Source organism: Pseudomonas sp. V98_8, assembly GCF_029967975.1.
Taxonomy (GTDB): Bacteria; Pseudomonadota; Gammaproteobacteria; order Pseudomonadales; family Pseudomonadaceae; genus Aquipseudomonas; species Aquipseudomonas umsongensis.
On the sequence record NZ_JASCAE010000038.1, the window covers coordinates 12,283 to 25,758 of the forward strand.

Annotated in this window: 18 protein-coding genes; 8 read left to right on the plus strand and 10 right to left on the minus strand. The window is 58.4% G+C overall.

Annotation, left to right across the window (positions count from 1 at the left end; all coding sequences use genetic code 11):
* Window positions 1-29: 29 nt before the first annotated feature.
* A complete protein-coding gene (locus QLG10_RS10855; RefSeq protein WP_007973461.1) occupies window positions 30-314 on the plus strand; it encodes a pyrimidine/purine nucleoside phosphorylase in 285 nt (94 codons plus the stop codon).
* 67 nt (window positions 315-381) lie between these two features.
* Here QLG10_RS10855 and QLG10_RS10860 read toward each other — a convergent pair whose 3' ends face one another.
* Window positions 382-1,188 carry an MOSC domain-containing protein gene (locus tag QLG10_RS10860; protein WP_110749628.1) on the minus strand — a complete coding sequence of 269 codons (807 nt, stop codon included), beginning with the start codon at window positions 1,186-1,188 and terminating at the stop codon, window positions 382-384.
* Window positions 1,189-1,345: 157 nt separating this feature from the next.
* Complete coding sequence (locus tag QLG10_RS10865; protein WP_188263785.1) at window positions 1,346-2,281, minus strand: chemotaxis protein CheV; 936 nt, start codon at window positions 2,279-2,281, stop codon at window positions 1,346-1,348.
* Window positions 2,282-2,703: 422 nt separating this feature from the next.
* Between QLG10_RS10865 and QLG10_RS10870 the strand changes: the two genes are divergently transcribed.
* From QLG10_RS10870 to QLG10_RS10880, 3 genes are all read left to right on the plus strand, one after another.
* Entirely contained in the window at window positions 2,704-3,174 is a 471-nt protein-coding gene (locus tag QLG10_RS10870) for a hypothetical protein (protein WP_188263784.1), read from the plus strand.
* 455 nt (window positions 3,175-3,629) lie between these two features.
* Window positions 3,630-4,523, plus strand: a complete 894-nt coding sequence (locus tag QLG10_RS10875) for a sensor histidine kinase (RefSeq protein ID WP_188263824.1) — start codon at window positions 3,630-3,632, stop codon at window positions 4,521-4,523.
* On the plus strand, window positions 4,520-5,179 hold the full coding sequence (locus QLG10_RS10880; protein WP_110749635.1) for a response regulator transcription factor: 660 nt from the start codon (window positions 4,520-4,522) through the stop codon (window positions 5,177-5,179). Before QLG10_RS10875 ends, QLG10_RS10880 begins: the two co-directional genes overlap by 4 nt.
* On the opposite strand, the gene yegS is transcribed toward QLG10_RS10880, so the two are convergent.
* Entirely contained in the window at window positions 5,163-6,080 is a 918-nt protein-coding gene (gene yegS / locus QLG10_RS10885; protein WP_188263782.1) for a lipid kinase YegS, read from the minus strand. The genes QLG10_RS10880 and yegS overlap by 17 nt on opposite strands.
* A 213-nt stretch (window positions 6,081-6,293) precedes the next feature.
* Between yegS and QLG10_RS10890 the strand changes: the two genes are divergently transcribed.
* The gene (locus QLG10_RS10890) at window positions 6,294-6,602 is read left to right on the plus strand and encodes a hypothetical protein (RefSeq protein WP_110749639.1); all 309 of its coding nucleotides are present in this window, start codon (window positions 6,294-6,296) and stop codon (window positions 6,600-6,602) included.
* Between the two features lie 62 nt (window positions 6,603-6,664).
* Here the strand turns inward: QLG10_RS10890 and glp are convergent, their stop codons facing one another.
* Together glp and moaB are read right to left on the minus strand one after the other, a co-directional pair.
* On the minus strand, window positions 6,665-7,891 hold the full coding sequence (gene glp / locus QLG10_RS10895; protein WP_282487327.1) for a gephyrin-like molybdotransferase Glp: 1,227 nt from the start codon (window positions 7,889-7,891) through the stop codon (window positions 6,665-6,667).
* Window positions 7,875-8,414: a molybdenum cofactor biosynthesis protein B gene (moaB, locus tag QLG10_RS10900; RefSeq protein ID WP_020796825.1), complete on the minus strand. Its 540-nt coding sequence runs from the start codon at window positions 8,412-8,414 to the stop codon at window positions 7,875-7,877. The genes glp and moaB overlap by 17 nt, the downstream gene beginning before the upstream one ends.
* Window positions 8,415-8,495: 81 nt before the next feature.
* Between moaB and mobA the strand changes: the two genes are divergently transcribed.
* Window positions 8,496-9,098 (plus strand): molybdenum cofactor guanylyltransferase MobA, encoded by a 603-nt coding sequence (gene mobA, locus QLG10_RS10905; RefSeq protein ID WP_248678872.1) that lies wholly within the window; start codon window positions 8,496-8,498, stop codon window positions 9,096-9,098.
* A gap of 75 nt (window positions 9,099-9,173) precedes the next feature.
* Window positions 9,174-9,395 (plus strand): YgdI/YgdR family lipoprotein, encoded by a 222-nt coding sequence (locus tag QLG10_RS10910; protein WP_020796823.1) that lies wholly within the window; start codon window positions 9,174-9,176, stop codon window positions 9,393-9,395.
* Window positions 9,396-9,471: 76 nt separating this feature from the next.
* Here QLG10_RS10910 and QLG10_RS10915 read toward each other — a convergent pair whose 3' ends face one another.
* From QLG10_RS10915 to QLG10_RS10935, 5 genes are all read right to left on the minus strand, one after another.
* Window positions 9,472-9,750: a hypothetical protein gene (locus QLG10_RS10915; protein ID WP_020796822.1), complete on the minus strand. Its 279-nt coding sequence runs from the start codon at window positions 9,748-9,750 to the stop codon at window positions 9,472-9,474.
* A 138-nt stretch (window positions 9,751-9,888) separates the two neighbouring features.
* A complete protein-coding gene (locus tag QLG10_RS10920; protein WP_110749645.1) occupies window positions 9,889-10,779 on the minus strand; it encodes a pseudouridine synthase in 891 nt (296 codons plus the stop codon).
* 71 nt (window positions 10,780-10,850) lie between these two features.
* Window positions 10,851-11,168 (minus strand): hypothetical protein, encoded by a 318-nt coding sequence (locus QLG10_RS10925; RefSeq protein WP_020796820.1) that lies wholly within the window; start codon window positions 11,166-11,168, stop codon window positions 10,851-10,853.
* A gap of 153 nt (window positions 11,169-11,321) precedes the next feature.
* Entirely contained in the window at window positions 11,322-11,561 is a 240-nt protein-coding gene (locus QLG10_RS10930; protein WP_110749647.1) for a glutaredoxin family protein, read from the minus strand.
* A gap of 73 nt (window positions 11,562-11,634) precedes the next feature.
* Complete coding sequence (locus QLG10_RS10935; RefSeq protein WP_282487328.1) at window positions 11,635-12,843, minus strand: ammonium transporter; 1,209 nt, start codon at window positions 12,841-12,843, stop codon at window positions 11,635-11,637.
* A 317-nt stretch (window positions 12,844-13,160) separates the two neighbouring features.
* Here QLG10_RS10935 and QLG10_RS10940 point away from each other — a divergent pair, with 317 nt between their 5' ends.
* Entirely contained in the window at window positions 13,161-13,475 is a 315-nt protein-coding gene (locus tag QLG10_RS10940) for a YqjD family protein (protein WP_282487329.1), read from the plus strand.
* Window position 13,476: the final 1 nt, after the last annotated feature.

Sequence of the window (13,476 nt, forward strand, 5' to 3'; positions counted from 1 at the left end):
CCTTTTTAGCCCTTTTCGAGGAATCGCCCATGTTTAAAGTCAACGAGTACTTCGACGGCACCGTCAAGTCGATCGCCTTTGGCACTGCTGAAGGTCCAGCGACCATTGGCGTCATGGCTCCGGGCGAATACGAATTCGGCACCAGCCAGCGTGAAATCATGCACGTGGTGTCCGGCGCCCTGACCGTCAAGCTCCCGGACAGCAACGATTGGGAAACCTTCGCCGCTGGCAGCCAGTTCAATGTGCCGGCCAACAGCAAGTTCCAGCTCAAGGTGGCCGTCGACACCGCCTACCTGTGCGAATACCGCGGCTAAAATCCCGGTTTCATCGCGAAAAAAAATGCCCGTGTCCATCGACACGGGCATTTTCATTGAGGGGTATTTATTCGAGCACGGTGACTGGCATGCCGACTTCGAGCCGGCCATTGCCGTCGTTGACCAGGTTCTGCCCAAACATCGCACCCTCGGCCTGGGCACGGTACTTCTGCAAGGTGGCGAAGGGTTCGCGGTCAGCGCTACGCTCGCCGGTCTGCGGGTCGATAGTGGTCATGATGCAGCGTGAACAGGGCTTGACCACGCGGAACTCGACATCACCGATGCGCAGGCGTTTCCAGCCATCCTCGGCAAACGCCTCGCTGCCCTCTATCACCAGGTTCGGACGAAAACGCAGCATCTCCAGCGGGCGCCCGACGCGTTGCGATAAGTCCGCAAGCGATGCCTGGCCAATCAGCAACAACGGGAAGCCATCGGCGAAGGCGACCTGATCGTCGTCCTGGCCATAGCCCGATGCGGTGGTCCGTGCGCGGTCCAGTGGCACCTGCACCAGGCGCGTCGGCTTGCCGATGAACCGGCTGACCCAGGCGGCCGCCGCATCGCCGGCGTCGGGCACACGCAAGCTGTCACGCCAGATGGTCACGCCGCGCAATTGAGCATCGCTGTCGGGCAAGTCGACATCGATCGGCGAATGGCCGGGCGCGCTGAGGGTCAAGCCGCCCTCGGCATTGCACAATGCCGACAGCTGGCTCATCTGCGCTACCGCGCGCTGGGTCAAGAAGCGTCCACTGGCTTCATCCACCAACATCCAGCGTCGATCGCCGTCCAGCCCCAGCTTGTCGAGGCCAACCTGTTGCAGGATCTCCCCTTTGCCGGATTTCAACGGATAACGATACAGCGCGCTCAGACGCAACATGGCCAGCTCCCTGATGGAAAAAAACGCCACCCTATACGAGCTTGATCAGCGAATCAAAGCCCCCCAACCAAGGTGGCCTGGATTTTCAAGAAGCCTGTAGGAGCGAGCATGCTCGCTCCTACAGGGACGGGTGCAGCCGAAAAATCCTGACCGGCTGTCAGGCCGGTACCGCATCAAGCATCAAGCGCTGGCGCACCACATCAACGAGCTTGTCCGGCTGGAACTTGGAGAGAAAGTTGTCGCAGCCAACCTTCTTGACCATCGATTCGTTGAAACTGCCGGACAGGGACGTATGCAGCACCACATAAAGGCCACGCAGTCGCGGATCGTTGCGGATTTCGGTGGTCAGCCGGTAGCCATCCATTTCCGGCATTTCCGCGTCGGTGAATACCATCAGCAGCTTGTCGGTCATATTGACGCCGGTATCCGCCCAGGCCTTGAGCATGTTCAAGGCCTTAAGGCCATCGCTGGCGATGTGCATCTTCACACCCAACTGCCCCAGGGTATCGCGCAATTGCGCCAGGGCCACATTCGAGTCATCCACCAGCAGCACCTCGCGGCCACGGGCGCGTTCCAGCACTGGATCCTCGAGTTTTTCCCGGGAGACCTTGGCGCTGTAAGGCACGATTTCGGCGAGGACTTTCTCGACGTCGATGATCTCCACCAGCTGATCATCGACCTTGCTGATCGCAGTCAGGTAATGCTGCCGACCAGCACTGCTGGGCGGCGGCAGGATGGCTTCCCAATTCATATTGACGATGCGGTCCACCCCACCGACCAGGAAGGCCTGAACCGATCGGTTGTACTCGGTAACGATGATCGTGCTGCCAGGACCTGGCACCAAAGGACGCATCCCGATTGCCTGGGACAGGTCGATGACCGGCAGGGTCTGGCCGCGCAAATTGACCACGCCGCAAACGAACGGGTGCCGCTGGGGCATCAAAGTCAGCTTCGGCAGTTGCAGGACTTCCTGCACTTTAAACACGTTGATCGCGAACAGTTGCCGCCCGGCAAGCCGGAACATGAGAATTTCCAGGCGGTTCTCACCCACAAGTTGCGTTCGTTGGTCTACCGTATCGAGAATGCCGGCCATCGATGACTCCTGGGCTTGTTCGGATGAATTCACTGGATAGAGGGTTATCGGCGGTTTTCGCTGGACCTTGACCCCCTTGGCAAATGCCACGCCCTGCATTGATGTCACATTAACATCATGCTTTACTGGCGCTGTTATTTCATCTGCTGCATTCTCTTCGCCGCGACCACAGTTCGTGCGATGAGTTCCGTCACATAAGGGATTCCCCTAGCAACAATCAGGTGCAACCTGATATTCGCGATATCCAATAGCCATTAATGTGACGCCATTCTCATTGCATGAAGTGGAGTCGGGCATTTGTGTGCGATCGCAAACCAGTGGCCAGCCACCCTCTCAAGCGTCCAGCCCGCACTTGAGCCGTTCAGAGCGCGAACTCAAGACACGACACCCTCCTCATTTGACATGATGTTGTGGAGATAAGCATGCCGAACAATCGTAAAGAGTGGGCAAAGCGTATTCCGGAGTTTATCGTCGAGGCTGAAACGCTCCTGGCCAGGACCGAGGAATGCCTGAGTCATCTGCAATTGATCAGCAACGACCCGGACGCCATTGACTGCTTGCTCAGCACCCTGCTCAAGCTCGCCAGCAAGGCCGACGCCCTCGCTCTCGCCGCGGTGTCAGAGTTTTCATTGCATATTCATGGTTTGCTCAATCACGCCCTGAACCACATGGAACTGCACGACGAAGCCCTGGACGCGCTCAAGGACTGCCTGACGCTGATCGCCTGGCAACTTGAGCTGATCGACCAGAACACCGGACAGCTCAGCCTTGATGAAACCGAACAGACCACCCTGATCGAAGCTTTTGCGTTCCAGGTCGGCCAGAGTCAGTTTCGTCCGCCAGTTAATTCCACGCCGTTCACGCTCCTCTCTTACTCGGAGCGACAGGCTTAGTTTTTTGCAAGTACAATTCAGCGGCAATAGAGAACTGCATCACTAGAATCAATGTCGCAATTGAATACTTCATATCGATCAGCGACACTCGAAACAAGTAACTATTGCTTGTACAAGTATTTGTCTGCCTGACCCGACTTTTCGGATATGTAACGACCTGAATAATCGAACCCTGCGTGACGATATCCCCATTCCTGCGCGCTATGTCCTGCCCTCCTGGATCTTTATCACAGGCGCGACCAACGGTATCCGAAGTGGTATTATGCCGCCCATTAGTTGACGTCAATTAACGGCAACGATTGCAGCCAACAAGTTGCAGGCCTGATTTCTTATACAAAACTCTGATTTTCTTATACAAAATTCAGTTGAAATCGATAGCTGACCATAAAAATCATCGATCTGTCAGCGAGCATGACCGATCAGCCCGCAGCGAACATCCATTGGCTCCATCCGCTATGTACGCCAGCCTCAAGTCAATTGCCAAATGGCCACCCTCCCGAGAAAACGCACGTCGGTTCACGTTATTGCTGTGTGTCGGTTCGACGCTCGGCAGCCTGCTGGTCTACAGCCTGTCCACGCGCTTGCCGCTGGGCCTGCTGATACTCGATAGTGCTGCACTGGGCTGCGTGTGGGTGCAGTACCGCCTGTCACGCAAGTCGATCAAGTTCCAGCCCCAGGAGCTGGCCGATCGGCTGCTGCAAGTCCAGGAAAACGAACGCCACCGCCTCAGTCGGGAGTTGCACGACGACATCGGCCAGTTGCTGACGGCGGCAAAACTCCAAAGTGACTGGCTCAAGCGCAGGATGCCCGAAGACCTCCAGGCGCAGTGCTCGGTGCTGTGCGACACGCTCGAGGAAACCCTGGCCAAGGTTCGCGATGTATCGGCCATCCTTAACCCCCGGCAACTGACCAGCCTTGGGCTGGAAGCCAGCCTGCGGGCGCATTTGCTCAAGACGCTGAGCAACACTTCGGTGCACTGGAGCCTGGAATGCCATCAACGACTGACCGGCATCCCGGAAGAAATAGCGGTGGCGGCCTTTCGTATTACCCAGGAAGCCGTCACCAATATGCTGCGCCATGCCCAAGCGCAAAACCTGTTGGTCTGCCTGCAGCGTTTGCCCCAGGGCCTGACATTGATGATCAGTGACGATGGCCTGGGGTTCGCGCCCGCCACCGACCCGGGGCGTGAGGGACAACGCGGAATGGCCGGGATGTCGGAACGGATCAAACAACTGGGTGGCACTCTGACCGTGACCAGCGAGCCAGGCAAAGGCACTCAAATCGAAGCCCTCTTCCCATGGGCGCCGCGTGCGTTCGAACGGGCCAGTCCGAATAAGGTTATGCATTGACTTGTAACTTACTTCTGGTGGATGACCACTCGCTGATCAGGGCAGGCGTACGCGCCCTGGTGCTGGATCTTCCTGGCTATGCGGTTATTGGCGAGGCCAATGATGGCTCGCAATTGCTCGACATGGTCCAGCAACTGTCGCCTGATATCGTGCTGCTGGATATTTCCATGAAGCAGACAGGCGGCCTCGAAGCCCTGCAGCAACTCAAGCGGGTCCGCCCGCAGGCCAAAGTGCTGATCCTGTCGATGCACACCGACCCGGCCCTGATCATGCAGGCCCTGGAATCGGGCGCCCATGGTTACCTGCTCAAGGACACCACGGCCACCGAACTGGAACACGCGCTGCACGCCCTGCGTAACAATGAGCGCTACCTGAGCCCGGCCATCGCCCATACCGTGATCACCCAGGCATTGAACCGGACCCAGAAAAACCCGGTAGAGCCGGCAGACTCGCACAACCTGACAGCTCGCCAACTGGAAATCCTGCGGCTGATCGTGCGCGGAAAATCCACCCGGGAAATCGCCAACGGCCTGGGCCTGAGCGTCAAGACGGTCGAAACCCATCGCTCGCAAGTCATGAAGCGCTTGCAGATCTTCGACGTGGCCGGCCTGGTATTATTCGCCGTCCGAGAGCAAATCATCAGTCTGGATGACTGACAGCGCAGGCTTTGCTCAACAAGGGTGACTGCTCGGGTAAATGCACCCACAACGCTGCCGGCCGGGCCGAGAAACGCAGACTGTCACCCTCGAGCGGCTCCCCATCAAGGTTGATGTAAAGCCCCTCCGAGGACTTGATCTCAACCCATGGCAGGCGAGCACGAACGAACATGTTGTCGATTCCGAAGCCATCGGCCAGCAGGTCTTTCAAGGTGCTGAGCAGCTCCTGCGGCGCTGGCAAAATACTGATGTCGAGCATCCCGTCGTCAGCCAGGGCCTGCGGGCAGAGCAGATGCCCACCGCCCGCCTGCCGGCCATTGCCGATCCCCAGAGCCAGCAACTCGCCACTCCAGTGGAAATCAGGCCCCTGTAACTCACCATAGGCGGCATGCAACTCACTGAACCGCGACAAACCGGTGAACAGATACGCCGCCCCGCCTAAAACCTTTTTCAGTTCCTCGGAGGTATTGGCCGTAACCTGGCTGCCAAAACCACCAGTGGCCATGTTCAGAAATACCTGCCCACCGACCTCCCCGAGGTCGATGGCACTGGGGGCAACGTCCAGAAGCGCCAGTGCCTCATCCGGCTCCAGTGGAACACCGGCAGCACGGGCAAAATCGTTGGCGGTTCCCAGCGGCATCAATACCAGGCTGGCCTGCTGCGCCTGTCCGGCCATCGCTTCAGCGATATCGCGCAGGGTACCGTCGCCGCCACCGGCGATGATTTGCCGATAACCTGCATCCAGCGCTTCACCCACCAGCCTTTGCGCATCCCCGGCCTCCCACGTCAATCGAACGGCCAGCTCCCAGCCTTGTTCACGCTTGCTGTCGACGGCGGCCCGAACCGCTTCGTTGAGCGCCTGCTTGCCATGCAAAATCAACAGCGCCTTGCGTTCGCTCATTGTCGTCACTCCCATTATTGAAGGCGTATGAGACATGTGACCTTGCTTCCCTGCGGAAAAGTCGCAAAAAACTGAATTATTTACACTTGAGTTCAATAAGGAGATTTTTCTTACAAAACGTGAGGAAACGGCTCAATTGACCAGAAATGACGATTGGTCCACTTTTGTGTCAGCGGTTTTCAGTCATCAGCAGGACAGACACAAGGATGTGCAATGCAACAACATGACACCAGGTCACCGGTGGTTCCGGTGATGCCGCTCGCAATGAAACGGGCCAATCATCAAGCTGAATTCGTCAGCGATGCAAAATCCAGCGGAGAAGTTGATATGCCACATCGCCTCAACGAGCTTGAGACACTGGACACCCTGCGCAGCGACCTGGAAAAGATTCGCAGTGACATCAAGTCCGTCAGGCATAGGCTCGCCTATTCGGCGGTCGGAACAGCCGTAGTCCTGGGGCTGCTGGGCTGGATCGCCAACAGCCGTTTTGATCAGGTGGTACTACTGCTGTTGGCCCATTGACCGGGCATGGGTGCAAAACCCGGCGCGATCGACCGGGCTTGCACGCCTGGCGGCGGCCAGGCTCAGCCCAACACTTCGCTCAGCGGGATGAAGTAGACGACATCGCCTGGCACCAGTGTTCGCTCCTCCATGACCTCGACCAATCCATCGGCCCAGGCCGCGCTACGCAGCACACCGGAACTCTGATTGCTGTAGAGGATGGCCCGGCCGTTCTGCAGCCGACCGCGCGGGTACTCGCGTCGGTTGCCGGCCTTGGGCCAGTCGAACCCAGCTGGCACTTGCACCTTCAGAGGCTCCACCTCCAGGACACCCATGCGCCGCAGCAGATAAGGCCTTGCCAACAAGGCAAAGGTCACCAGGGTCGAGGCGGGGTTGCCTGGCAAGCCAATCACCGGTACGCCACGAAAATGCCCGAAAGTCAGGGGTTTTCCAGGTTTGATGGCGAGTTTCCACAGCGCCAGCTCGCCCTCTTCTCTCAGGGCGATACCCAGAAAGTCGGCCTCCCCCACCGATACGCCACCGGTCGAGAGAATCAGGTCGACATCCCCCAACTCGCCCAGGCGTGTGCGCGTGGTATCCAGGTCATCCGGCAGAATTCCGGCATCAATGACCTCGCAACCCAGGCGCTGCAACCAGCTGCAGAGCAACACGCGGTTGCTGTTGTAGATTTGCCCTGGCCCCAACGCCTGGCCTGGCTCGATCAATTCGTCGCCAGTGGACAGTACCGCCACGCGTACCTTGCGAATCACTTCCAGCTCGGCACACCCTAGCGAGGCTGCCAGGCCTTGTTCGATTGGCCCCAGCCGTGTTCCTGCGGGCAGGATCAGTTCGCCAACGGTGGTTTCCTGTCCTTGCGCACGAATGTTCTGCCCGATGATCAGGGTTTCGGTGAAACGTACACGTTCATCCCCCAGGACTTCGGCGTTCTCCTGCATCTCGACGCAATCTGCACCGGGTGGCACAGGTGCCCCGGTGAAGATTCGTGCACAGGTGCCCGGCGTCAACTCAACAGGGGCCTGGCCAGCAAACACTTTCTGACTGACGACCAGCGGCTCTGTGTTCCAGTCGGCCACGCGCAGGGCATATCCATCCATCGCGCTATTGGGCCACGGCGGCAGATCGAGGGACGACAGCAGATCATCGGCCAGCACCCGGCCCTGGACTTGCGCCAATGGCAAACGCTCGCGCTCGACAATTCGTGAGGCGTCCGCCATTTCCAGCAAGCGAGCGAGGGCCACCTCGACTGGCATCAGGCTGCCAGTCTTGCCCGGCTTACCCGCGGGATTCACAGGGTGCCGCCTGTTTCAGGTGAGTCACGAAATTGCACGGGCGATGCCGCGAATCCAGCTGCTCGCCAAGAATGCCATCCCAACCGGTGCGCACTGCATTGGTCGACCCCGGCAAGCAGCACACCAGCGTGCCGTTGGCCAGGCCGGCCAATGCGCGGGACTGGACGGTGGAGGTGCCGATGTCCGCCACCGATATCTGGCGGAACAACTCACCAAAACCATCGACTTGTTTGTCGAGCAGGCAGCTCACCGCTTCCGGCGTGCTGTCACGACCAGTGAAGCCAGTGCCACCGGTGATCAGCACCACCTGTACGACGTCGTCGGCGATCCAGTTGGCAACTTGCGCGCGAATCTTGTAGAGATCATCTTTGAGCAAGACCCGACAGGCCAGGTTATGTCCGGCAGCCGTCAGGCGGTCAACGAAGACCTGGCCTGAGGTATCGGTTTCCAGGGTACGGGTGTCGCTGACCGTCAACACCGCGATGTTGAGCGGTGCGAAAGGTACATCAGCCTTGGCTTTCATAGGCTCGTCCAGTTGTAGGAGAAACAGCCCGGTGTTATATCACAGCGACCCCATTTTTCGCCGCCCCCATGGAGGCCTGCCATGACTTCAAATCCTGCGTTGCCACCCTGCTCCATTTTGCTCCTGGCAGGCGGCCGTGGCCAACGCATGGGCGGCCAGGACAAAGGATTGCTGGAATGGCACGGCGAGCCGCTGATTGCGCATTTGCACCGCAAGACGCGCCCTCTGAGCGATGACTTGATCGTTTCTTGCAACAGGAACCTGGAAAAGTACGCGCCCTACGCCGATCAATTGGTCCATGACGACGAAGGCGACTTTCCGGGCCCCTTGGCGGGCATTCTTGCAGGTCTGAAGGCTGCTCGGCATCCACACCTGCTAGTCTTGCCTTGTGATGTCCCGCGCATCGACAACGCACTGCTCACCCGCATGCGCGAAGCCGCCGCCGAGCATCCCGACAAACCGTTGATGCTGCGCCATGACGATCACTGGGAACCCCTGTTGTGCGTAATTCCCCTGGCCCTGCGCGTTGATTTCGAAACGGCCTGGAAGGAGGGGGAGCGTAGTCCGGGACGACTCATGCGCAGGCTGGGCGCTACTGCATTGCAGTGCCCCGACAACGATCCGCGCCTGGCAAACCTTAATACGCCGGAACTATTAAGCATGCCAGACGGTGTGTCAGACTGAGTATCAAGGAACTTGCACGCGCTGTTCACGTCTCAACCCCAGCAACCAAAAGAATTCATTTTCGGAGACACTTCCATGACTCAACGGACCCTGGCCACTTTCATGCTTGCACTGGGCCTCGCTACCCTCGCCGGTTGCGCATCGCCTACCGTGATCACTTTGAATGACGGTCGCGAAATCCAGGCCGTCGATACGCCAAGCTATGACAAGGATTCGGGCTTCTACGAATTCGAACAACTGGATGGCAAGCAAAACCGCATCAACAAGGATCAGGTTCGTACCGTCAAAGAGTTGTAATCTTCGCGGTGACTACCGGATACATGAAAATGCCCCGACTTGTCGGGGCATTTTTTATGCAACCGAAAACCCGGCGCTACGGGTTTGGCTCGTTGTTCAGTTTATCCACCCGTGCCAGCGCCTGGGTGGCTTCGGTGATGCATTTCTTGTCATCCTTGGCAGCCCGGGCCGCTTCAGCGCTGGCCTGCATCCGCTTGATTTCCATGGTGGTGTTTTCGGACGTGGCAGGCAGGCTTGTGACCTTGTCCTTGAGCTCCTGCAGCTTGATGGTGCACAGATCGTTGTCTGCGGCATAGACGGAAGAGGACAACATGGCGGCGCAAATCAACATTCCAGCGAAAACAGTGCGTTTCATGAAAATCTCCTTGCTTGGGAGGTCTCGGCGCGCCTGATAACCATGCGGCTGCGCCGAGTTCATCGGACGCCACATGCGTGGCGCCTGATCAAAAGACTGTAGCGCTGCGCACAAATTCGATTTTTTTGACGCCCTTGCTCACCATTGCAGTGTGATTGCGCTCTCGAACTCCCTGTCCTCGCCGGATACCGGGTCTACAAATTTCAGGCCCTGGGCCAGCAGCTTCAGCGGGTTGGCGTAGTCATCCTGCACATCCTTGAGCACCTGGGGATAAAACGGATCGTTGCAGATGCTCGCGCCCAACGCCGTCATGTGCACCCGCAACTGATGCTTCTTGCCCGTTACCGGATAAAGGCCATAACGCCAGAGATCACCGTTCTTCTCCCGGACTTCGACAGCCGTCTCGGTGTTGCTCGCGCCCGGACCTTCCTGCATGCGAAAGAAAGGCTCGCCATCGATGAGCCGGCTCTTGTGCACCAGGGGGAACGTCAATTCAGGCAACGCCCGGGCAATAGCTTCGTAGCGCTTTTCTATTTGTCGTGTTGGAAACAACGATTGATACGCCGAACGGCTTTGCGGATTGGCTGAAAACAGCACAAGCCCCGCCGTATGCCGGTCGATGCGATGCAAAGGCACCAGATGCGGGTTATCCAGTCGACGGATAAGACGGCGCAACAGGGTCTGCTCAACGTATTCTCCCGCCGGGGTCACGGGCAGGAAATGAGGCTTGTCTGCCACGACCAGATGCTCGTCCGCGTACAGGATCGACTCGACCACCGGGATCGATTTTTCATCCGGCACTTCGCGAAAATAGTGAATCCGCAGGCCTTCCTTGTAGGGCAGGTCCAGGGCAATTGGCGCGCCCTGCCCATCGAGCACGCGGCCGCGAGCGATTCTGTCCAGCCACTGTTCACGACCGATGGCGCTGAAGTGCTCGCACAGGCAATCGAAAACGGTCTGCCACGGGCCGGGCGGCAAGTACAGCGTGCTGGCCTGGCTGTGTGCAGCAGAAAAAGATGAAGTGGACATACAAAAGCTCTTACCTTGAATGCAGAGCGGCATTATCCAACAGCAACGCAAGCGAACCTAGCGCAGAATCCTCAAGCCGGTATCTGCGCTCGCCCGGCTGCCTCGGTGTACTCCTTGAGCCAGCGCAACACGTCGACCGCCTCCCAGCGACCCGGGTCATACAGTGCATACAACAAACCCTGATAGCCCACGACATCCAGCTGCCGGTGATAGCCAGCGCGCTGAAACAAGGCTTCGATTTCAGCGAAACAGGTATTGAAATGCAGCTTGTTGAAGGGCGTCTTGCCCTCCGTCACCAAGCCGTCCAGACGCAATTCAGCGACGGCTTCGCGTACTACATCCACCGACATGCGGTTAACGCTGCTCTTCAATTGTTCGACATTGACCACGAATCACCCTCTCTCGCCCGGATTTGCCCCGCTCAAAGCCGAAAATCAGCGCAGACAAGGCAACAACCCGGATAACTGTATGCGCATACAGTATCCGAATCGCGCCAATTAAGCCAAGGGGATAGATCCTGAAGTTCGACGGGCGGAACAAAATCATTCACGCAAGAAGGCCACCACTTCGTCGGGACTAAAGGGCCAACCCAGTTCCGAGCCGGTGTCGAGCCGACGCAACACCGGAATGCGCAGGCTGTAGGCCTGGAACCATGTTTCGTCTTCCGCGATGTCCACCAGCTCCACCAGCAAGCCACGCTCGACGAACTCCATCAACATGGCTTCGGCCACTTCACAGAGATGGCACCCAAGCGTGCCGAACAGCTGACATTCAGGAAGCATGAGCGCTCTACCAAAAAATTAAGAGCCTATTCTAGGCCTGCCCCGAAATGCCGTCGAGCCAATGAACCCACGGTTAATCCTGGCTGACGGCGCCGATCTTGTGCACCGACAAGTCCGCGCCGTAATACTCTTCTTCCTGGCTCAGGCGCAAACCATGGAACGCCTTGATCACGCCGTACACCGCAAAGCCACCGGCCAGCGCCACCATCACACCCAGCGCAGTGCCGATCAACTGGCTGAGCAGGCTCACACCGCCCAATCCACCCAAGGCCGCCTGGCCAAAAATGCCGCAGGCAATCCCGCCCCAGGCGCCACACAGACCATGCAGTGGCCAGACGCCCAGCACGTCATCGATATGCCATTTGCCTTGCGCGGCCGTAAAGCACCAGACAAACAGCGCCCCGGCGATGGCACCGGTGGCCAGGGCACCCACCGGGTGCATCAGGTCGGAGCCGGCACAGATCGCTACCAGGCCGGCCAGTGGACCGTTGTGCAGAAAGCCCGGGTCGTTGCGCCCGACAATCAGCGCCGCCACCGTACCGCCGACCATGGCCATCAGCGAGTTTACCGCTACCAGCCCGCTGACCCCTTGCAGGGTTTGCGCGCTCATCACGTTGAAGCCGAACCAGCCGACGATGAGAATCCACGAGCCCAATGCCAGAAACGGGATGCTCGACGGCGCGAACGCCACCAGTTTCCCTTCGCGATAACGCCCGTTGCGTGGCCCTAACAACAGCACCGCTGCAAGCGCCAGCCAACCGCCCATGGCGTGCACCACCACGGAACCGGCAAAATCGTGGAAGCTGGCGCCCAAATGCTCCAGCAGCCAGGCCTGCAGGCCCAGGTTGCCGTTCCAGATCATGCCTTCGAAGAAGGGGTAGATGAATGCCACGATCAACGCCGTCGCGCACAACTGCGGGACGAACAGGGCCCGCTCGGCGATGCCTCCGGAAATGATTGCCGGGATCGCCGCGGCAAAGGTCAGCAGGAAGAAAAACTTCACCAGGCCATAGCCGTGATCGGCGTTGATCACCGCCGCCGGTTGCATGAAAGTCACCCCATAGGAAATCCAATAGCCTATAAAGAAGTAGGCCAGGGTCGAAACAGCGAAGTCGCTGAGAATCTTCGACAAGGCGTTGACCTGGTTTTTTTGCCGAACCGTGCCCACTTCAAGAAAGGCGAACCCGGCATGCATGGCCAGCACCATGACCGCGCCGATCAGGATGAACAAGGTATTGGAGCTATGGACCAGGGTGTCCACAGCGCTTTGCAGATTTTCCATGGATTAGGCAGACCTTAAGGCTGAAAAAAGCACCAAAGCAGTTCGCGCGGGCAATCCATGCACCAAGTTGAGACTTCAACACGTCTCTACCGATGAACCGTTTTGGAGCACAGGTTCATCAAGGTCAATCACGACCGGGACATTCGCGCGGGTTTCGATTGTTTGAGTTAAGGTTTTACGGGAATCTTGCCCAGCAACAGCGCAACAGCGCGGGCTGACGCACCACGACACAGCAAAAGTTGTACCAGTCATTTGTACTGAACCTTCGCACAAGGCTCATACTCGAACGATTCAGACGCCACTTATGGAGATCACCAATGGCCAGCATCAAGGCAAAGACTGCTCAAGAAATTTTGATGAGCGATTTTCAGACACTGGTCAGCGATACCGAACGGTTGCTGGAGCACACCGCCTCCCTGGCCGGTGACCAGGCCGATGAATTGCGCAACCAGATCCACGACAGTCTGCTGCGTGCACGTGAAACCTTGAAACTGACTGAAGACTCCCTGCGCGAACGCGGAAAGGCTGCCGTGACCGCCACCGAGGACTATGTCCAGGCCAACCCATGGCAATCGGTCGGAATCGCGGCCGGCGTGGGCTTCCTGATTGGCTTGCTAGCTACTCGGCGCTGAT

Coding starts and splice junctions, on each gene's coding strand:
- QLG10_RS10860 (WP_110749628.1), bottom strand. CDS start 1,188: ATGTTGCGTCTGAGCGCGCTGTATCGTTATCCGTTGAAATCCGGCAAA.
- QLG10_RS10920 (WP_110749645.1), bottom strand. CDS start 10,779: ATGTCCACTTCATCTTTTTCTGCTGCACACAGCCAGGCCAGCACGCTG.
- moaB (WP_020796825.1), bottom strand. CDS start 8,414: ATGAAAGCCAAGGCTGATGTACCTTTCGCACCGCTCAACATCGCGGTG.
- QLG10_RS10930 (WP_110749647.1), bottom strand. CDS start 11,561: ATGCTTCCTGAATGTCAGCTGTTCGGCACGCTTGGGTGCCATCTCTGT.
- QLG10_RS10890 (WP_110749639.1), top strand. CDS start 6,294: ATGCAACAACATGACACCAGGTCACCGGTGGTTCCGGTGATGCCGCTC.
- QLG10_RS10875 (WP_188263824.1), top strand. CDS start 3,630: ATGTACGCCAGCCTCAAGTCAATTGCCAAATGGCCACCCTCCCGAGAA.
- QLG10_RS10910 (WP_020796823.1), top strand. CDS start 9,174: ATGACTCAACGGACCCTGGCCACTTTCATGCTTGCACTGGGCCTCGCT.
- QLG10_RS10865 (WP_188263785.1), bottom strand. CDS start 2,281: ATGGCCGGCATTCTCGATACGGTAGACCAACGAACGCAACTTGTGGGT.
- yegS (WP_188263782.1), bottom strand. CDS start 6,080: ATGAGCGAACGCAAGGCGCTGTTGATTTTGCATGGCAAGCAGGCGCTC.
- mobA (WP_248678872.1), top strand. CDS start 8,496: ATGACTTCAAATCCTGCGTTGCCACCCTGCTCCATTTTGCTCCTGGCA.
- QLG10_RS10915 (WP_020796822.1), bottom strand. CDS start 9,750: ATGAAACGCACTGTTTTCGCTGGAATGTTGATTTGCGCCGCCATGTTG.
- QLG10_RS10940 (WP_282487329.1), top strand. CDS start 13,161: ATGGCCAGCATCAAGGCAAAGACTGCTCAAGAAATTTTGATGAGCGAT.
- QLG10_RS10870 (WP_188263784.1), top strand. CDS start 2,704: ATGCCGAACAATCGTAAAGAGTGGGCAAAGCGTATTCCGGAGTTTATC.
- QLG10_RS10935 (WP_282487328.1), bottom strand. CDS start 12,843: ATGGAAAATCTGCAAAGCGCTGTGGACACCCTGGTCCATAGCTCCAAT.
- QLG10_RS10855 (WP_007973461.1), top strand. CDS start 30: ATGTTTAAAGTCAACGAGTACTTCGACGGCACCGTCAAGTCGATCGCC.